Source organism: Pseudomonas sp. SORGH_AS_0211, assembly GCF_031453455.1.
GTDB lineage: Bacteria > Pseudomonadota > Gammaproteobacteria > Pseudomonadales > Pseudomonadaceae > Chryseomonas > Chryseomonas aestiva.
The window spans coordinates 2263595-2282266 of record NZ_JAVIZV010000001.1 but is presented as its reverse complement, the minus strand read 5'-3'; the positions used below and the strand labels follow the sequence as shown (position 1 = coordinate 2282266).

Genomic DNA, 18672 nt, shown 5'->3' with positions numbered 1-18672 from the left:
GCGGGAGCTACAAGTTTCGTACCTCAAGGCCGGTTTACGCGGCAAAGGTGCCAATTCTGGCTAGTGCGGCGGGTTCCGCTCACCGCCTTTCCAGCAGAGCACCGCCGATTGGCTACCCTGGGAGGACCCCACAAGAAGGATGCAACCGATGCGCCACCTGTCCGCTGGATCTTTGCGCCCCGCGCTCGCGGCCATTGCCTGCCTTGCCAGTGCCACCGTCTGGGCGGCCACCTCGCCGGCAACCGATATTCCCGCTCGGCAAGAGGTGCTGACCTTCACCTCGCTGACCCTCAGCGATCAGCAATTCCTGACGGGGGACAAGGGCGGCACCGAGGTCCTGCTCGGTGGCGTGCTGTCGCTGCCGCCCGGCGCGGGCAAGGTCCCGGTGGTGATTCTTCAGCATGGCTCGGGAGGGGTGGGTGCCAACATCGCCTATTGGCAGCGGCAGTTCAATCAGGTCGGCATCGCCACCTTCGCCGTGGATGGCTTCTCCGGCCGGGGCATCACCAGCACCGCCACCGACCAGGCCCAGCTGGGGCGGCTCAATTTCGTCCTGGATGACTATCGCGCTGGCGCCCTGCTCGCGCGGCACGCGCGGATCGATCCAGGCAAGATCCTCCTCATGGGCTTTTCCCGCGGCGGGCAGGCGTCGCTCTATGCCGCCATGGAGCGCTTCGACAGACGCTGGAAAAGCCAGGATTTCCAGTTCGCCGGCTACCTGTCGTTCTATCCCGACTGTTCGATCACCTTTCGCGAGCAGAATCAGGTCGTCGCCAAGCCGCTGCGCGTCTACCACGGCCTGGCCGACAACTACGATCCCTATTCCCGCTGCGAGGGCTATTTCGCGGCGCTCAAGCAGCAGGGGGCCGACCTCGGGGTGCATACCTATCCCCATGCCGAGCATGGCTTCGACAGCCCCTATGCCTGGAGTCCGGTGGTGGTCGCGCAGGACAGCCAGACCGTGCGCGACTGCCGGATCGCCGAGAACGCCAGGGGCGAGTTGATCAACCAGCAGACCGGCAAGGTCTTTTCCTACCGGGACAGCTGCGTCGTGCTGGGGCCCAAGGTCGGGCCTGATGCGGAGGCGACCCGGCAGGCCACCCGGGATGTCTTGGCGGCGGTCAAGGCCATCGTCAAATAGGCCTGCCCTGGTTTGGCCGGGATCTGGGAGAAAGGGTGCCTGGGCCAGGCAGGCACCTGACGCCGACGTCGGCCCTGGCGGAGGAGGGCGCAGGACCGCCGCGGGCTTGCGCGAATCGCTTGACGGGACCGGCATCGAACCAGGCGGCGGGTCAGGCCCGCTGGTCGAAAAAGCGGCCAATATCCCGGTGTAGAGCCTTCAGGCACGAGCGAGACGGCACTTTTACAAGATGTGTCCAGTCGTAACTCAGGCCTCGCCCGGCCACTGAATCGGCCCCGCGCCTCCTCCATGCTCCGCTCCGAGACGACTCCTGATGAATACTGCGAACTGGGCTTATCTCCTTATCGTCGTTGCCGGATTCCTGCAGGCTGCCGGTGCGGCCATGAACGGCTCGCTCAACAAGGCGCTGGTCAATCCCTGGCTGGCGACCTCGGTGTCCTTCGTGATGGTCACCTTCGTCGCAATCGGGCTGTTCATCTGCATGCCCAGGCCGCTGCCCTCGGTGAGCCAGATCGGCGACATGCCTTGGTGGGCACCCCTGGGTGGTATCGCCGGCGCGGTGGCGGTCTTCGCCGGTCTGCTGTTCATCCAGCGCCTCGGCGCGGCGCCGGTGAACGGCGTCACCATCACCGCCAACCTCATCGCCAGCCTGGCCATCGATCACTTCGGCCTGTTTTCCATGGAGCAGCATGCGGTCAACGGCTGGCGGCTGCTGGGCGCGATCCTGATGATCGCCGGGGTCGTCCTGATTGCCCGGTTCTGAAGCGGCGCCCCGGTAATCCCTGGCCCGCGGCGGTCTCCCTGTCCCCAGGACGGCGGTCGTCATCACGCCTGGACGGTGACGACCGCGAGGCGACCGCCAAGGCGCCTCCGGACGCGCTGGGATCAGCCTAGCCGTCAGCCCTTTCCAGCCAGGCGCGGGCGATCTCTTCGCGGGTCGCGAACCACACCCCCTCGGACTGCCTGGCGTATTCGATGAATTTCTTGATCGCCCGGACCCGGCCGGGGCGACCGACCATGCGCGGATGCAGTCCGATCGACATCATGCGTGGTCCGGTCGCTGAGTCCTCGTAGAGGACCTCGAAGCTTTCCTTCATGTATTCGAAGAAGTCCGAAGCCTGGGACAGACCGGGCGAGTTCCAGTAGCGGAAATCATTGACGTCGGTGGTGTAGGGCACGACGAGATGGCGCCTGCCCTCGACCTCGACGAAATAGGGAACGTCGTCGTTGTAGGCGTCGGAGTCGTAGAGAAAGCCGCCTTCCTCGGCCACCAGCCGACGGGTGTGGATGCTGGCGCCATAGCGGCAATACCAGCCGACCGGCCGCTTGCCACAGGTGCGCTCGAAGGATTCGACGGCGAGGCGGATGTGCTCGCGTTCCTCTTCTTCGCTCAGGCGAAAGACTTCTTCCCAGCGATAGCCATGGCTGCAGATCTCGTGGCCTCCGGCGACGGCCGCCTGGGCGACATCGGGATTCTGTTCGAAGGCCACCGCACAGGCATGGAAGGTCGCGCGCACCGCCTGTTCGTCGAGGATATCGAGGATCCGCCAGATGCCGACGCGGGAGCCGTATTCGTACATGGATTCCATGGCCAGGTTGCGGGTGCCGGCGGGGATGGCGTAGCTGCCCCATTCGGTCATCGACTCCTGGTCCGGATCGCCCATGGCGAGCGAACGCTCGGAGCCTTCCTCGTAGTTGATCACCAGGCTGATGGCCAGGCGGGCGCCGTTGGGCCAGGTACCTTGCGGGCGTTGTCTTCCATAACCCACCAAATCGCGTGCAGGTGACAGCATCGGGATCTACTCCTGAAGTGATAGTTGTGAACTACAAGGTGAGCCCAGGGGCTCAGCAGTCGATGTCCTTCAGTCGTTCATGATCGAAGGTCCCATCGGTATCGCCCTGGCTGAAGGCGAGTCCCATGGCCAGGGTCTGGGCGATGCAGAAGGAGGCGGTGAGTGAGCGAAAACCGAGCAGCTCCGCATCGTTGACCTCTATCACCGTCTCCGCCATTTTGCCGATCGGGCTCAGCACGGTGTCGGTGATGGCCACCAGCGTCACACCCGCCTCGCGCGCCTGCCGGCAGGCCTCGACGGTATCCCTGGCGTAGGGCGGAAAACTCACGGCGATCAGCAGATCGTCATGGGCGATGGCGCTGACCTGTTCCGGCAGGGTGCCGCCACCGCCGCTGATCTGCACGGCGCGGCGGCCCACCCGGCTCAGGGCGTAGCTCAGGTAGGCGGCCACCGGGAAGGCGCGCCGCAGGCCGATGACGAAGGTCGTGCGGGCGGCCTGCAGGTGGGCGATGGCGGCTTCGATATTGGCCTGCTGGTCACCTTCCGCCAGGTGTTCCAGGGACACGATATTGGCCTGGCTGAATTCCCGCAGGATCGCACCGACGTCGCTGGGATCGTCCAGCAGCTTTTCCCCTCCGTAATGCCGGATGCGCTCGCTGTGGGTATCGGCGGCCTGTTGCAGCGGCGCGCGAAACAGCCGCTGCAGATCCTTGAAGCCGGCGAAGCCCAGCGCCTGGGCCAGGCGGATGTAGGCGGCCGGGGCGATGTTGGAGCGCCGGCCCAGCTCGGCGACCGTGCTGAGGGCGATCTCGTGCGGATTGTCGATGAGGAAGCGGGCCGCGTCGCGCAGCCGCTCCGACAGGTGCTCGTGCTGGGCGGCTATGCAGTCGCGCAGCTCCGCAAGGGTTTCCGGTAAGGCCATGAAAAACGCTCGGCAGAGGGAAGGGAGGGGCGCCGGTCAGCGCAACTCGGTGATTGCCCGATCCAGCGCGGTGATGAGGCGGTCGATCTCTTCGAGCGTGTTGTAGTGCGCCAGGGACACCCGCACCACCCCACCCAGGGGCGCCAGGCCCAGGGCCTCGATCAGGCGCCGCGCATAGAAGTCGCCGAAGCGGATGCCGATGCGCTGCGCGTCGACCTCGAGCACCACGGCTTCCGAGCGCACGCCTTCCACCACGAAGCTGATGGTGGGGACGCGCGCCTGGACGCCGGTCTTGCCGATGACCCGCACCCCGGGGCGCTGGCGCAGAAAGCCCAGCAGTCGCTCGGCCAGCGCATCTTCCTGGATCTCGAAGGCGTCGAATGCTGCCTGCATCCGCTCGCGCTCGCTACCCTGGACGCCAAGACGGTCGCCAATGTCGAGCAGATAGTCGGAGATGCCGATGCAGCCGAAGGACAGCTCGTAGTTGACGTTGCCGGGCTGCAGTTTGTAGGGCACCACGTCCTGGCCGATGAAGAAGTGGTTGAGGCTGGGAAATTCCAGCAGCAGTTCGCGACGGCCCCAGAGCACGGCGAAGTGCGGGCCGAAGGTCTTGTAGAAGCTGTAGACATAGAAGTCGGCGCCGCTGGCCTGCACATCGACCAGCCGGTGCGGCGCATAGGCCACCGCGTCCACGCACAGCTTGGCGCCCGCCGCATGGACGCGGCGGGCGATCTCGGCGACGGGGTTGATCGAGCCGAGGATGTTGGAGGCGTGGGTCACGGCCACATAGCGGGTCTTGTCGCCGAGCAGCGCCTGCAGGTCGTCCAGTTCCAGCTCGAGGCTGTCGGGATCGACCTGCCAGACGCGCAGGGTGGCGCCGCGGTCTTCGCAGAGCCGGACCCAGGGGCCGATGTTGGCTTCGTGGTCGCAGTTGGTGACGATGATTTCATCACCGGGCGCGATCGAGGGCGCGATGGCGCGGCAGAGTATCTGCAGCAGGTGGGTGGTCGAGCCGCCCATGATGACTTCGTCGGGATGGGCCGCGTTGATCAGCTGCATGACCGAGCGGCGGGCCTGCATCACGCGCTCGCCGGCCGCGACCGAGGGCGGGTAGGAGGCGCCCAGCTGGACGCTGCTGTTGAGCAGATAGTCGGCCACCCGGTCGGCGACCCCCTGCAACACCAGGGAACCGCCAGCGTTGTCCATGAAGACGTAGTCGTCGGCCAGGCCGGGAAACTGCTTGCGAACGTATGCGATATCGAGGGAATTCACGCGACTCTCTCCAGCCAGGATCAGTGGTGCAGGATGGCCTGCAGGAAGGCCCGGGTGCGGGGTTCCTGAGGGGCGGTAAAGAAGGGTTCCGGGGTGTTCTGTTCGACGATGCGACCGCTCTCCATGAAGATCACCCGATCGGCGACGCGCCGGGCGAAGCCCATCTCATGGGTCACCACGACCATGGTGACGCCGGAGCGGGCCAGGTTCTGCATGACGTCGAGCACCTCGCCGACCATCTCCGGGTCCAGCGCCGAGGTGGGCTCGTCGAAGAGGATGGCGCGTGGCTCCATGGCCATGGTGCGGGCGATGGCGACCCGTTGCTGCTGGCCACCGGACAACTGGCTCGGGTACTTGTGGGCGTGATCGCCCATGCCGACCTTGACCAGCAGATCCCGCGCGCGGGCATGGACCTCGCGCCGGTTCAGGCCGCGCACCCGGATCGGCGCCAGCGACACGTTGTCGAGGACGCTCAGGTGGGGATAGAGGTTGAAGCTCTGGAAGACCATGCCCACTTCGCTGCGGATACCGGCGAGGCGCGGTCCGTTCTCGACCCGTTCGCCCGCCACGCGGATATGGCCCTGCTGGTAGTTTTCCAGCAGGTTTATGCAGCGGATCAGCGTCGACTTGCCGGAGCCGGACGGGCCGAGGATGACCACCACCTCGCCTTCCTCGACCTGCAGGTTGATGTCGCTCAGCGCCTGGAAATTGCCGTAGTACTTGTCGAGGTGTTCGATGTCGATCAGGGTGCTCATGCGGTCTTGCCTCCCGCGCCATTGCGTCTTTCGACCCAGCTGACCAGTTGCACCATGGGCAACAGCAGCAGCAGATAGAGCAGGGCGGCGCCCACCAGCGGGGTGGGGTTGGCCGCCAGGGCCTGGGCCTGGGTCGCCTGCTTGAGCAGGTCGGGCATCGCCACCACCGAGGCGAGGGCAGTGTCCTTCATCACGTTGATGCAGTTGCTGGTCATGGGCGGCAGCACGATGCGGATCGCCTGGGGCAGCACGACGTCGCGCATGGTGTTGAAGAAGCTCATGCCCTGGGCGGCCGACGCCTCGAACTGACCGCGGGGAATGGCTTCGATGCCCGAGCGGAAGATCTCGGCGCTGTAGGCGCAGGACACCAGGGAGAGCGCACTGGCCGCTGCCGCGAAGGAGGACAGGCGGATACCGACGAAGGGCAGCGCGTAATAGATCAGGACCAGCAGGACCAGCAGCGGGATGGACCTCATGATGTCGATGTAGATCCGCGCCAGCAGCCGCACCGGCGCGTAGGAATACAGACGCAGCAGCGCCAGCAGCAGCCCGCCGACCAGGCCCAGGACGATACTCACGAGGCCCAGCAGAACGGTCACGCTCAGGCCCCGGATCATCAGGGGCAGCGATTCGACCAGCACGTTCCAGTTGAAGAAGGTTTGCAGAAGATCCATGGGATACCTCGGTCACGGCCCGGGGCGAACGGACCTCGCCCCGGGCCTGCAGCAGCGGCGGGCTTACTTGGGCGCGGCGGAGACCTTCAGGGTGCTCGACTCCTTGTCGGCCTCGGTACCGAACCACTGTTTGTGGATGGCGCCCAGGGTGCCGTCTTCCTTCATCTTGCTGATGATGTCGTTGACCTGGTCGCTCATGGGCCAGCCTTTGGCGTGCATCAGCGAATAGCGTTCACCCGTGGGAATGCGGGCGACGATGGTGAATTGCGGCTTGTCCTTGATGTAGTAGAGGACGGCGGGGATATCGCTCAGGTAGCCATCGATGCGCCCGGAGCCCAGGTCCAGCATGGCCGGTGACAACCCCTCGTAGCGCGAGACGTCGGCGAACTTGTACTCGTTCTGGTGTTGCCCGATCCACATGTCGCCGGTGGAGCCGGTATCGACACCGACGACCTTGCCCTTCATGTCCACCAGGCTCTTCACCTTGGAGGTGGTCAGGGCGGTCAGCGACTGGTCGCTGTCGAAGTAGGGTTGGGCGAAGGCGACCGATTCCAGGCGCTTGGGGGTGATGGTGATGGACGAAATCGCGATGTCGACGCGTTTCGACTGCACCGCGCTGAACAGCCCGTTGAAGGGAATGTTGACGAAATCCACGCTCTTGCCCGCCCGTTTCGCCACTTCCTTCACCACATCGACTTCGAAGCCGACGAAGTCCCCCTTGGCGTCCTGAAACTCCCAGGGCACGTTGCCGACGTTAGCTCCCACCGTCCAGTCGGCCGACCAGGCGGGCAGGGCTACTGCGGCGGTCATGAGCACGCCCAACGCTATCTTCGCTTTCATCTTCACTCCCTATTTTCCGGTGCTGTCAGTGGCTTTTTCCTTACGACGTCGGATCGAGAGTAAGGCTGTGAATTAATTTATTCAACAATAAATTTTATTGGATTTTTTGCTCCAAAATCGTGCGAAGAGTCGCGGTGGAAGCCTCTTCGGCAGGGTTGCAGACGCGACTTAGCAGCGGAGATGCCGGCGAAAGGCCAGCGCCAGACGCCTCGGGGTCGAGCGGCTGGGCGTGCCTGAAAATGAGGCACGCGGCCTCCGGCGCGGAGCCTTGCAGGAGCCCTGGGTCTGCCGTCCGGCGGATCGGCTCTGCGGCCGCGGACAGGCGGCGCACCCCTTTGGCGCAAGGGCCACCCGCTAGCCGGCGAAGCCCGGGAGAGGTCAGGTCTTCTGGCGACAACGGCCAGGACGTGCGGGGACGGTCGGAAAATGCGCGGGTTTCCCCTATGTCCTTGTTGCGACTACAGTTGTCTGACTAATCCAACAAGGCCAACAAGGAAAGTCCGATGTCCGTTCCCTTCTTCCGCACCACCCTCGCCGCCGTTCTCAGCTGCTGCATCGCCCTGCCCGCCAGCGCCGCGCTCGATGCGCGCATCCAGACCGCCGCGGAGCAGGCCAAGGCGCCGACGCTCACCTTGCTGGAGCAACTGGTGAACATCGACTCGGGCTCCGGTTACGCGCCCGGCCTGACCGAAGTGGGCAAGCTCGTCAGCGCGGAATTGAAGAAACTCGGCGCCACGGTGCAAGAGGTGCCCAACACCGCGCCGGACAAGAGCCAGCACCTGGTCGCCACGCTCAAGGGCAGCGGCAAGGCCAGGATTCTCTTGCTGGCCCACATGGACACGGTGTTCAAGGAGGGCACGGCCAAGGCCCGGCCGTATCGCACCGACGAAAAACGCGCCTATGGTCCGGGCGTGTCCGACGACAAGGGCGGCATCGTGGTCGCCCTGGCGGCGCTGGAGATTCTCAAGAAGCTCGACTTCAAGGACTACGGGCAGATCACCCTGCTGCTGGACGCCAGCGAGGAAACCGGCTCCCAGGCCGCCACCGAGCTGATCGCCACCACTGCCAAGCAGCATGACGTGACGCTGAATCTGGAGCCGGGCCGGCCGGCCGATGGCCTGGTGGTGTGGCGCAAGGGCAGCGCCACCGCCGTGGTGGAGGTCAAGGGCAAGTCGTCCCACGCCGGCGTGTCTCCGGAGCTGGGGCGCAACGCCGCCACCGAGGTCGCGCACCAGGTGCTGCAGCTGGGCAACCTGGGCGACGCGGAGAAGAAGACCTCGGTCAATTTCACCGTGATCGAGGCGGGCGAGCGCATCAACGTGATCCCCGATCATGCCGTCGCCAAGGCCGACGTTCGCGCCGCGCTGCCTGAAGAATTCGACCGGGTGGAAAAGGACCTGGCGCGGATCTCCGCCAACAAGCAGATCCCCAATACCGAGGTGACCACGCGGCTGGAGCGCGGCCTGCCACCGATGCCGCAGACCGCGGCGAGCGATCGGCTACTGGCCATAGCCCAGGGCATCTATGGCGAGCTGGGCCGCACGTTGACCGTCGAAGGCAGTGGCGGCGCCGCGGATGCCAGCATCGCGGCGGGTGCCGGCGTACCGACCCTGGACGGCTTCGGGATTGTCGGCGGCAAGCTGCATACCCCCGAGGAATACGTGGAACTGGACAGCGTCACACCGCGCATCTATCTGCTCACGCGGATGCTGGTGGAGCTGTCCAAGGGGCAGTAACTGCCGAAGCGGCTCAGGACCCCTGGGCGGCTGCAGGGCAGCGCCCAGGGCTGGCGATCAGGGCGCGCAGTTGCCCGCCTTGGTGAAGCCTGCCGCCTTCGCCTCGGCTTCGGAGGCGAACGTGACCTGGTTCTTCGGCGACACCTGGGCGTAGCTCGGGCAGCCTTGCGGCAGGTGATAGACGTGGCTGTTGCGGTTGCCGATGATCGCGCCCTGGCTCGCCGCGGCGGGGCTATCGCGCCTGGCCGGCGCTGACGGCGCTGGCTTGGCTGCTGGCAGGGGGCTGACGATGCCGTCACCCACCGGCTGGTAGCCCAGGGTCCAGTGCCGCTCGCCGGACACGAAGGGGTTGCCATGGCCCATCACCGCGGCGATGCGACCATCCCGTTCGCGCTCCCAGGCGGTGACCGGCTGCTGCTTGTCCCAGGCCATGAGCAGTTGCTGCTGCTGGCGCGACATGTTCAGGCCGTAGCGATCGAACATGTAGAAGGTGACCCGGGCGACCAGGCCCTTGACCTCGTCGCGCGGTTCGGCGGCGCGTTCCTGGAAGTCGATCTTCGTCGTGCACCGGCCGTATTGCGGCTGAACGCCCTGGGCCATGCCGTAGTTGAAATTGGCCCGGTCACCATTCACCTCGCCCACGGCGGGGTAGAGGTTGAAGAGGTCGGCCTCCATGGCCCGGAACACCGGGTCGTCCGCCACGCAGTGTTCCCGTCCGCCGTTCTGCCAGCACTGGAGCTGATGACCGAAGGTCCAGGCCGGCACGATGTGCTCCCACTCGGTGCGTTCGCCGCGGGTTTCCTGCTTGCGCGCCTGGAATCCGCAGGAGGCGGCATCGACCCGTCCTCCGGACTTGCCGACCCATTCCCACTTGCAGCCGCAATAGAGGTCGCCCTGGGCGCTGGTGTTCTGATCGAAATAGACTTTTTGTCTGGCGATTACCTTGGCCTCGACAAAGGTATCGGGCGCCGCGGCGAGCGCGGAGGAGGCCACCAGTGTGGCCAGGAGAAGCGAAAGCAAAAGGCGCATGTATCTTCACAGCTCGATTAGGGCGCCGAATTGTATAGCTTTTGCATCGCCGATAGCGGGTGCGAGGTGCGCAGGCCTCAGCGGAGCGCTCTAGCGCGAGGGCCTGGAGAAAACGGGAGCGGAGCTTGCATTCTGCAACAATGAGATTTGCTACGATTTGTGAACCAAATCTCAAAAACTTGTCTGATGACGCAGTCTGCAATCTGTCCGGAGTTTTCTATGAATGGCCCCAACCCCTGCTGTGATCTGGGCGGCATGAGCACCTCGGTGCTGGAAGATGAGCTGGCCGAGCGCAAGACGCGTCTGGCCCAGGCCCAGGCCGATGCTCAGCGCCAGTTCCTGTCCCATGCGGACGACCACGCCTGCATCGCCGTACTGGAGCGGGCGCTGGCCAAGGCTTATCGATTCTTCTAGCGCCCGGCATGAGGTTCCCGGATTCCAGCGCTGGCGGGGCCTGTGCAGGCGCCCCTTGGCTGGCGCGACGGTGGCCGCCGCGCTTCGGTACCAGGTCGAACAACGGCTCAGTTCTGGTCGTAGCAGCCGTTGCCAGACACCAGATAGCCCAGCTCATGTTCCCTGCCGGCGTGATCCAGATAGTCGAGGTGGGCCGGCACGATCCCGCACTGGACGCTCAGGTCAGTCTGGCTGACGACCCTGTCGACGTCGAGCGGGACGAAGAAGCCGGGCTTGTCATGGATCAGGGCGGGATGGTCGGCAGCAGCCAGGGCGGAGCCGGTGGCGAGCAGACCGAAGATACCGAGCAGAAGCGCTTTCATGGAGAGTCCTCTTGAAGGGGTGGGTAGCTGGTTGCTGACCGGGCCACTCTAGGAGGACAGGGGGGACGCCAGGCTGACCGGGTGATGACAAATCGGTCATGGAGGGTGTCGCCTGGCCGCGCGGAAGCGCCGTGATACTCGCGCGGCCCCCTGGCAGGCGGCCAACGCTCAGACCGAGCAGTCCAGCGCCTTGCCCGGCACCTGGCGCCGCCCGCAGGACAGCATGACGAGCACCAGGACGCAGCCGATCAGAATGGCGCCCGCCGACAGCACGAAGAGACTGCGCCGGTCGTTGCCTTCGATGAGCAGACTCAGCAGGGTCGGCGCCGCGGCGGCCGAGGCGACCTGCACCACGCCGACCAGCTTGGTCAGGCGACCGCTTGGGTCGTGGGTCACGACCGACGACATGTAGTAGGACAGCGCCAGGTTCCAGCCGAAGTTCATCAGGAACACCGCGAGCATGAGATCCGCCGCCGTGTGGATGCGCGTGGCCAGCAGATAGATGGCGCCGAGCACGGCCAGGGAGCCGGTGAGGATCATCGGCACGCGGCCCAGGTGTCGCCCGGCCACGCTGGGCAGGGCCGCACCGGGCAGGCCGCCGAGCAGCCCGATGCTGATCGCCCAGCCGATATCCACCGGTGCCACCCCGGCATCGCGGGCGATGCCCTCGACGAAGCCCCACAGCGAGTAGATCGACAGCTGCAGGAACAGCATGCCGAGCAGGGAACAGACGCCGATCACCGTCAGACCGGACCGCAGCGGCGTGGGGAAGACCTGTCGCTCTGCCGGGCTCTGCCTGGCCGGCAGGCAGAGGCTCAGCAGGCACACCAGGGCGAACCAGGCGGCCAGGTAGTAGATCGCCCCCGCGAAACCCTGCCACTCGGCGATCATCGGCATGAGCACCGCGCTGCTGGCGAACAGGGCGGTCTGCACGAACAGCAGGATGCCGAAGGACCTGTCCTGGCCCGGCATGCTGCCCAGCCAGTAGATGGCGTAGGAGTAGAGCACGCCCGAGCAGAGCCCCGAGAGGCCGCGCAAGGCCAGTAGCGGATCGAGGACGGTGACGCTGGCGGTCGCGACGTTGGCGAACAGCAGTAGCAGGGCCGTGCTCAGGGCCAGGGTGCGCGGTCCGAGGCAGCGGATCATCGGCAGGTACAGCAGCGTCCCGACGATGGAGCCGCACATCTCGACGGACAGGGTCCAGCTCTGCTGCGCCAGGGTCAGGTCGAGGCGTTCGGTCAGCAGTCCGATGAAGATCGGCTGCACGCCGATGACGAGAATGGAGGCGGCGGCGATAGCGATGCACGCGGCGCGCACCAGGGTTTGCTTGGCGATGGTCATGGTCGTTTACCTGCCGGATCGGCCACGGCGTGGCCTGCCGCTTCAGTAGAAAGCCTGGCTGTGAGAGAGGTAGCCGGTCAGGTGAGGCGATAGCAGTGGATGGCCACCTGGTCGGCGGCGGGATAGCCCACCTTGCCGATCATCACGCTGCGGACCAGCCAGGCGAGTCTGCCGCTCGCCACCTGGAAGCGCGGTGTGCAACTGCAGTGATAGTTCTCCTCGGCGATCGGCCAGAGGCCCTGGGCGACCTGCGCCTGTCCCCTGTCGCTGAGGGTGATGAGGCCGGTGTTGTGGATGTTGATCCACTCGCCCTGGTCGCTGCGCAGGCTGTAGCGCGCGTCCAGCTCGCCCACGCCGTCGCTGCGCAGCAGATAGAAATCCGCGCCGCCGGCGATCACTTCGCCGCGCACGTTCAGGCCCTCGAAATGCCCGCCGGTGATTCGATAGTTGCTGCGCTGGCCATCCGTGCAGGCGCCCAGGCCATCGGCCGGATCGATGAGGACATGCAGGCTGAGCACCCATTCCAGCGTCGGCACGGCGATCCCGGTTGGTGTCTTGGTATTCATTACGCTCTCCTGTGCCCCACGGGGGCTGTGGTGGCTGGTGGTCAGTAGCGATAGGTGAAGTACAGCTCGAGGGCGCTGAAGCGATCGTTGTCGCCGATCGCCTGGCGGGCGGCCGACCTGGCCTGCACCCAGTTGTACGAAAGCGAGCCGTAGAACTGCCGGTTGGGCGTCCAGTCGAGGTACACCGCGGTCTCGTCGGCGAAGCGCCGATCGCTGACCGCGGCGCCGCGGAAGTTGGCCTGGTCGAGCCAGAACTGGTAGTGGATGACGCCCAGGGTGAGGGTGTCGCTAAGCCGGTTCTTCAACGAGAACTGCTGGACGCGCTCGTTGCTGTTGAACAGCAGGTAGTTGCCCACCACGTCGCCGATCAGCCAGGTACTCCAGTCGGTGAAGCCCTTGCTCAGCGGGTCCCAGGCCTTCTGGCGGTTGTCGGTCGGGTTGTCGTCGCCGGAGAAGACGACGTAGCGATAGCCGAGGGTGGGCGTGAAGGGCAGGTCCTGGAACTGGTAGTCGGCCTGGGCGTACCAGGCCCTGGCGTCGTAGCCGATGGCGCCGTCACCACCACGTTGCACCGCGTATTCGCCATTCAAGGTGAGATTCGGCAGGCCCGGCAGGTGACCGCGCAGGGCCCGCAGGTTGTACACCCGCATGCCGTCGCGGCGTGCCGCGGTGCTGTTGTTGCTGGCCAGGCTATCGACCGTCATGGCCAGGGCGCCGAGGGTCACCTGGCCGTCGAGGTCGTAATCCAGGTTGGCGCCGCTCAGGCGGAAATCGCCATAGTGATCGTCGGTGCGCAGGGTGAAGGCCTGTGCCTGGGCCGGGCCATGCCCCCATGCCAGGATCGCCGAGTCGCGGAAGGCGGTGCGCGGGCCGAGCCAGTAGGCGCCATCGCCGAACAGATCGAGGTTGCCGTCCATGACGATGAAGCCGGTGCCGACCATGAAGTTCTGGCGGCCGGCGGTGAGTTTCCAGTCACCCGCCTGTACCCCGGCGTAGCCTTCTTCCGGGGCGAAGCGGCCGTCGGAGCTACGGGTGAAACCACCGGCATCCCCGTCGCCAAGGGTGGTGGCGCCGACCACCGAGCCGCCGGCGAGCAGGTGGAGGCTGTCGCTGAGCGAATAGTCGAGGGTGACGCCGGGTTTGACGTAGAACTCCTGCCAGGCAATGCGGCTGCCGTCGTTCCTGCCGCTGCGGGCATCCACGCGACCGGCGCCGAAGTTGACGCCCCGGGTGGTGATGGAACCGGCGCCCACCGTCAGGTTGACCGCGCCTTTGAGATTTCCGTTTTCGAATGGATAGCCCGCCAGGGCCGGCTGGCTGGCCAGCGGCAAGCCGAGCGCCAGCAGCACGCCGGAGAGGCGCTTGGTGGTGTACATGTAGAGCTCCTGACTATTTTTCTTGTATTACAGGGCAGTGAAGGGTGGCCAAGGCGACCACCGAATACCTGGCGCAGCAGGAGGGAGCGCTGGCCAGCCGGCGCTCGTCGATCTCGTTAGGGATGGATCAACCGCGCAACTGGGCAGCGATGGCGCGCAGCAGCCGTACGGTATCGATGTCCAGTTCGGTGACCGCCTCGGGCAGTGACGACTGCTTGACGATCACCACGTCGGCGCTGAAATCGACGAACAGGTACTGGCCGTGGATACCGCTGGCCATGATGGCCGGACTGTGGTCGTTGAAGACGTACCACTGGCTGCGGTAGGAGGCACCCGGGGTCCAGTCGGCGAAGTCCTGGTGCACGCCATAGAGGGCCGGATCTCCACCTGCCGCGATGGCCTCGACGACCGCCTGGTCGATGACCCGCTGGCCGTCGACCAGACCGCCGTTGGCCAGCATCAGGCCGAAGTGGCCCATGTCGCGCAGGGTGGCGTTGAAGCCGGCACCGGCGACGCTACGACCCCAGGGATCGGCCATGAAGTAGGCGTCGCGCTCGCAGCCGAGTTGCTGCCAGATCCGCTGCAGCTGCTCGGCGCAGCCCAGGCCGCTGGCGCGCTCCATCACCCAGGCCAGGACCTCGGTGGTGGCGGTCACGTAATGGAAGAGGCCGCCGTGCTCGCACCTTTTGCGCAGTGACGGCAGGTACTGATACAGCGACTCGTACTGGGCGTAGTCGGGCAGGGCCGGCTTGAAGCCACAGGCGTAGCCGTACTGGGAGCTTGCCGAGGTGGGATCGTCGTAGAGCTCGGTGTAATGGACGCCCACGGCCATGTCGAGCAACTGGCGGACGCTGGCGTCGCCGAAGGCACTGCCGGCCAGTTCCGGCACGTAATGCCTGGTCAGCGCCTGGGCATCGAGCAGGCCGTCGTGGATGAGTTGCTCGCCGAGTACGCCGATCAGCGACTTGGTCACCGAGAACATGATGTGGCGGTCGGTGGCGACCTGGCCGTTGAAGTAGCGCTCGTACACTACGCGGCCTTGGTGCAGCACCAGGAAGCCGTCGGTCTTGCTGGCGCGCAGATGGTCGAGGGCGCTGACGCTGCGGCCGCAGCTGCTCTCGAATCTCAGCGCTTCCAGGGCCACGGGCGCATGGGCCAGCACCGTGTCCGGTCGCGGTCCGGCAGCCACCTCGATGGTAGGGCGCAGGCGCGCCAGATTGCGAAAGCCCCAGCGATTGAACGGTGGTGACATCCAGTTGGCCCAGGTCACACGCTGGTCCGGCTCGGCCGGAAAACCCTGCATCAGTACGGGCTCTTGTTCTTGTTGGTCGTACATCTCGCTGACTCCCCGATTGCGGGAAACCAGGGAGCGGTCGAGGCTCTGGTTCATCAGACTCATCCTGGCAGTGGCCCTGCGTAGAGCAGGTACGGGAAAATAATTAACCCTGTTAATTTCTTTAGTCAATAAAATATTTTCTCTACCGAAGCCTGGCCAGCTATCCTCTCTGGCATCCCCGGAATCAGGAGCGACGGTGAGCGGCCTACGCGAACGTCAGAAGGAATTACGCCGCACCGCCATCTCGGCCGCGGCGGTCAAGCTGTTCCAGCGTCAGGGCTTTCGCGAGACCACCGTCGAGCAGATCGCCCGCGAGGCCGGTGTCTCGGCGCCCACGGTATTCAAGTATTTCGGCAGCAAGCACGAGATCATCCTGGAGATGATCAAGGAGTCCGATCGCCGGGCCCTGATCGACGTGCGCCGGCACCTTCGCGACGTCGCGGATCCCGTCGATGCGCTCTGCCACCTCGAACACCTGCTCGTCAGCTACGCCCTGGACGTCCTGCCTGCTGCCCTCTGGCGCGAATTGCTGCCGCTGGTGCTGGTGGGGGGCGACAGCGGGCTGCCCCGGGCCTATCGGCAGATGAACCGCGGCCTGCAGGGCGAGATCGCCAAGGTGCTGCGCGAGCTGCAGACCGCAGGTAAATTGCGCGCCGATCTGGACGTGGAGCTGGCGGCCTTCCTGCTCAACGACTACTCGCATCTGCAATTGCTGCGCCTGACGGCCAGTGACGAGATGGATCGCGAAGGCCACGCGGCCACCGTGCGCAACACCACGCGCCTGATCTTCGAGGGCATGCGCGCGGTACCGGCGTGAGGCGCTAACGGCTTCATCAGCCTTCGTTGTCTTCCCGGGCCGGCTGGCGTCTCGACAGGTCTCGCTCAGGGAGCGTGGCGGGATATCCGGCGAGCCGATTGCGAGGTCAGGGGGAAGGCGAAGCGGATCGCGGCGCCAACCCAACAGTGCGCCGAACAGGATGGGTATCTTTCGCTGATCTCGGCATGGACTTGCCCAGCCATTTTCAGATGCGCCTATAGTGATGCCGCGCGTAGCCGGGGAACGTCAGACAGCCTGACCGGCAGTGATCACCGCGCTTGCGGAAGGGGCGACAGCCAACGGGCCGGTCCGGCTCGCGCCGGCCAGGCATGGCCGCGCAGCCTCACAGGCGGGTTGTTGAGAATAACAAGGTAATTTGGGGTGGCTATGAATGTAACGGGTTTCCTGACACTGGTGGGTTGCTACCTGATTGGCACCTATATGACGAGCTTTATAGGGGGCATTCCGGCCAGTGTAATAGGGATCATCGTTCTCTTCGCGCTGCTGATGTTGTTGCGCAGAGTGCCCGAAGGGGTGGAGAAGATGGCGGGCCATCTGCTTGGTTACCTTCCCTTGATGCTCGTGGTGCCGGCGGTTGGCATCGTCGATTTCAGCGGCCTCGACGCCTCGGTGTGGTTGCGCCTGGTACTGGTCATTGCCCTGTCCCTGCTGGTCACCGTGCCCCTGTGTGGCTGGCTGCTGCAGTACCTGATCGGTAGAAGCAAAGACCATGTCTGACCCAGCCCTCGCATCCCTGTTGGCCCTGTCTCTGACGCTCGCGGCCTATCAGCTGGCGCTTGTGCTGCAACAGCGCCTGCGCCTGGTCATGCTGCAACCGGTGCTGATCACCACCGCCATCGTCGCGACCGCGCTCTTGATCGGCGGGATTCCCTACGACAGGTATCGAAGCGCCAGCGGTCTGCTCTCGATGCTGCTCGGACCCACCACGGTGGGCCTGGCCGTTCCGCTCTACAAGAACGTCCAGCGCGTGACGGCACTCTGCCGGCCGCTGCTGATAACCCTCACGGTGGGCGGCGTCGTAGGTGTCTCTCTGACCCTGGCCCTGGGCTGGCTGTTTGGCCTGCCGGAGACGCTGCTGATGAGTCTGCTGCCGAAGTCGGTGACCATGCCGATCGCCTTGCCCCTGGCGGATCATTTCGGTGGCGTGGCGCCGCTGACCGCGGTGATCGTGATGCTGACCGGCGTCATCAGCACCACGCTGGCGCTGCCACTGCTCAAGGTCTTCAAGATCGAGGATCCCGCGGCCCGGGGTCTGACCCTGGGCATGAACGGCCATGCCATAGGCACCGCCCACGCCTTGCGGGAAAGTCAGGAGACCGCTGCGTTCTCGGCGCTGGGCATGATCCTGCTCGGGATCGCTACCGCTCTGGTACTGCCGCTGGTGCTCGGTTGAGCGCCAGCGGCCTGTCGAGCAGCGCGGGTGCGCCAGCACCTCGCCGCCAATAGGTGGGCCGAGCGAAATCCCGAGCCGAAGACCTCGAAGCGCTGCCAACTGCCGCTCAGTCATCATTCTCGACACTTCATGCGATAACCGTTATGTGAGTAACGCCCGCGCGAAAGATGATAGCACTAGGCCAGCCGGCGATCGGCAGCCGTGCTTACAGGGAAGACGTCATGGGCATGGAAGACAACGAATTTCAGACCACCCTCCAGCAACTCGGTCAGCTGAATCTGGACCGGATCATGGAGCAGGCCCGCGTCGATCGGGACTTCATGAAGCGTGTGGTGACCGTGCTGGAAGAGTGTGGCGTGGACGATCGTACCGACGAGGAAAATTCCCTGCTCGAATGGGCCCGTGCCTTCCAGCGCCTGCCGGGTAAGGATGCTGATCGATAGGCGTTTTCGTGCCGGCCGCCCTGGTCTGACGGGGCGCGCCAGCGACTGATTTCCGCAGCGCCGCCTGGTGGCGCTGGTGTCAGGCACGGCTCCGGTGCATTCAGTCAGCTATGTCCGGTGAATCAGCGCTGACCACTGGCGTCCTGTGCGCCGCTTGCTGTGATCGGACCCAGTTCCAGGGGCGTCAGCAGGGCCGTCTCGGCCACCATGTCGGCGACCCGCTCGTTGAGATCCTGCACGGCCTGAAGGACAGCGCGGACGTTTGGATCGTCGCAGTCCACCGTGCCCAGCCGCTTGGCGTTTTCCTGTAGCTGGCGATGAAGGCCAAGTAGCGCCTCGCGGGCGTGGCTCTGGGGATCAGGGTGCATAGGGCGGTCTCGGACTTGGTTCTACCGGGGTGGCACCGGGCCACTATGGCTCTGCTGTTTGTATATCGCAATA

General features: G+C 65.4%; 21 protein-coding genes. 8 read left to right on the top strand and 13 right to left on the bottom strand.

Translation table 11 applies throughout. From position 1 onward, the window contains the following. Positions 1-148 precede the first annotated feature (148 nt). Together QE393_RS10625 and QE393_RS10620 are read left to right on the top strand one after the other, a co-directional pair. On the top strand, positions 149-1141 hold the full coding sequence (locus tag QE393_RS10625; protein WP_273806087.1) for a dienelactone hydrolase family protein: 993 nt from the start codon (positions 149-151) through the stop codon (positions 1139-1141). A gap of 313 nt (positions 1142-1454) precedes the next feature. Then, positions 1455-1904, top strand: a complete 450-nt coding sequence (locus QE393_RS10620; RefSeq protein WP_273806088.1) for a DMT family transporter — start codon at positions 1455-1457, stop codon at positions 1902-1904. A gap of 127 nt (positions 1905-2031) precedes the next feature. On the opposite strand, the gene QE393_RS10615 is transcribed toward QE393_RS10620, so the two are convergent. From QE393_RS10615 to QE393_RS10590, 6 genes are all read right to left on the bottom strand, one after another. Further along, on the bottom strand, positions 2032-2934 hold the full coding sequence (locus QE393_RS10615) for an allantoinase PuuE (RefSeq protein ID WP_273806089.1): 903 nt from the start codon (positions 2932-2934) through the stop codon (positions 2032-2034). A 52-nt stretch (positions 2935-2986) separates the two neighbouring features. Beyond that, positions 2987-3856 carry a MurR/RpiR family transcriptional regulator gene (locus QE393_RS10610; RefSeq protein ID WP_310043363.1) on the bottom strand — a complete coding sequence of 290 codons (870 nt, stop codon included), beginning with the start codon at positions 3854-3856 and terminating at the stop codon, positions 2987-2989. Positions 3857-3892: 36 nt separating this feature from the next. Further along, positions 3893-5128 carry a cysteine desulfurase-like protein gene (locus tag QE393_RS10605; RefSeq protein WP_310043361.1) on the bottom strand — a complete coding sequence of 412 codons (1236 nt, stop codon included), beginning with the start codon at positions 5126-5128 and terminating at the stop codon, positions 3893-3895. Between the two features lie 20 nt (positions 5129-5148). Then, positions 5149-5883, bottom strand: a complete 735-nt coding sequence (locus tag QE393_RS10600) for an amino acid ABC transporter ATP-binding protein (protein WP_273806092.1) — start codon at positions 5881-5883, stop codon at positions 5149-5151. Beyond that, on the bottom strand, positions 5880-6557 hold the full coding sequence (locus QE393_RS10595) for an amino acid ABC transporter permease (protein ID WP_310043359.1): 678 nt from the start codon (positions 6555-6557) through the stop codon (positions 5880-5882). Before QE393_RS10595 ends, QE393_RS10600 begins: the two co-directional genes overlap by 4 nt. Before the next feature lie 63 nt (positions 6558-6620). Further along, positions 6621-7397, bottom strand: a complete 777-nt coding sequence (locus tag QE393_RS10590) for a transporter substrate-binding domain-containing protein (RefSeq protein WP_310043357.1) — start codon at positions 7395-7397, stop codon at positions 6621-6623. Positions 7398-7900: 503 nt separating this feature from the next. Here QE393_RS10590 and QE393_RS10585 point away from each other — a divergent pair. Continuing rightward, on the top strand, positions 7901-9133 hold the full coding sequence (locus tag QE393_RS10585; RefSeq protein ID WP_310043355.1) for a glutamate carboxypeptidase: 1233 nt from the start codon (positions 7901-7903) through the stop codon (positions 9131-9133). Positions 9134-9190: 57 nt separating this feature from the next. Here QE393_RS10585 and QE393_RS10580 read toward each other — a convergent pair whose 3' ends face one another. Continuing rightward, positions 9191-10153 (bottom strand): endonuclease, encoded by a 963-nt coding sequence (locus QE393_RS10580; RefSeq protein ID WP_310045625.1) that lies wholly within the window; start codon positions 10151-10153, stop codon positions 9191-9193. A gap of 228 nt (positions 10154-10381) precedes the next feature. Here QE393_RS10580 and QE393_RS10575 point away from each other — a divergent pair, with 228 nt between their 5' ends. Then, positions 10382-10576: a hypothetical protein gene (locus QE393_RS10575; RefSeq protein ID WP_273806096.1), complete on the top strand. Its 195-nt coding sequence runs from the start codon at positions 10382-10384 to the stop codon at positions 10574-10576. A 107-nt stretch (positions 10577-10683) separates the two neighbouring features. Here QE393_RS10575 and QE393_RS10570 read toward each other — a convergent pair whose 3' ends face one another. The 5 genes from QE393_RS10570 to QE393_RS10550 form a co-directional block, all read right to left on the bottom strand. Beyond that, positions 10684-10938 (bottom strand): DUF2790 domain-containing protein, encoded by a 255-nt coding sequence (locus QE393_RS10570; protein ID WP_310043352.1) that lies wholly within the window; start codon positions 10936-10938, stop codon positions 10684-10686. Between the two features lie 168 nt (positions 10939-11106). Next, positions 11107-12279: an MFS transporter gene (locus tag QE393_RS10565; protein WP_273806098.1), complete on the bottom strand. Its 1173-nt coding sequence runs from the start codon at positions 12277-12279 to the stop codon at positions 11107-11109. Positions 12280-12356: 77 nt separating this feature from the next. Further along, the gene (locus tag QE393_RS10560) at positions 12357-12845 is read right to left on the bottom strand and encodes a DUF3237 domain-containing protein (RefSeq protein ID WP_273806099.1); all 489 of its coding nucleotides are present in this window, start codon (positions 12843-12845) and stop codon (positions 12357-12359) included. A 41-nt stretch (positions 12846-12886) separates the two neighbouring features. Continuing rightward, positions 12887-14221 (bottom strand): alginate export family protein, encoded by a 1335-nt coding sequence (locus QE393_RS10555; protein WP_273806100.1) that lies wholly within the window; start codon positions 14219-14221, stop codon positions 12887-12889. A 127-nt stretch (positions 14222-14348) separates the two neighbouring features. Further along, positions 14349-15611: a serine hydrolase domain-containing protein gene (locus QE393_RS10550; RefSeq protein ID WP_405046243.1), complete on the bottom strand. Its 1263-nt coding sequence runs from the start codon at positions 15609-15611 to the stop codon at positions 14349-14351. A gap of 142 nt (positions 15612-15753) precedes the next feature. On the opposite strand from QE393_RS10550, the gene QE393_RS10545 reads away from it, so the two are divergent. The 4 genes from QE393_RS10545 (at position 15754) to QE393_RS10530 (ending at position 18231) form a co-directional block, all read left to right on the top strand. Next, the gene (locus QE393_RS10545) at positions 15754-16374 is read left to right on the top strand and encodes a helix-turn-helix domain-containing protein (protein WP_310043347.1); all 621 of its coding nucleotides are present in this window, start codon (positions 15754-15756) and stop codon (positions 16372-16374) included. A 387-nt stretch (positions 16375-16761) separates the two neighbouring features. Beyond that, positions 16762-17112, top strand: coding sequence for a CidA/LrgA family protein (locus tag QE393_RS10540; RefSeq protein ID WP_273806102.1), 351 nt, complete (start codon positions 16762-16764; stop codon positions 17110-17112). After that, positions 17105-17788 carry an LrgB family protein gene (locus QE393_RS10535; RefSeq protein ID WP_273806103.1) on the top strand — a complete coding sequence of 228 codons (684 nt, stop codon included), beginning with the start codon at positions 17105-17107 and terminating at the stop codon, positions 17786-17788. The genes QE393_RS10540 and QE393_RS10535 overlap by 8 nt, the downstream gene beginning before the upstream one ends. A 221-nt stretch (positions 17789-18009) precedes the next feature. Next, positions 18010-18231 carry a hypothetical protein gene (locus QE393_RS10530; protein ID WP_310043345.1) on the top strand — a complete coding sequence of 74 codons (222 nt, stop codon included), beginning with the start codon at positions 18010-18012 and terminating at the stop codon, positions 18229-18231. A gap of 122 nt (positions 18232-18353) precedes the next feature. Here the strand turns inward: QE393_RS10530 and QE393_RS10525 are convergent, their stop codons facing one another. Beyond that, on the bottom strand, positions 18354-18599 hold the full coding sequence (locus tag QE393_RS10525; protein WP_273806105.1) for a hypothetical protein: 246 nt from the start codon (positions 18597-18599) through the stop codon (positions 18354-18356). Between the last annotated feature and the right edge of the window lie 73 nt (positions 18600-18672).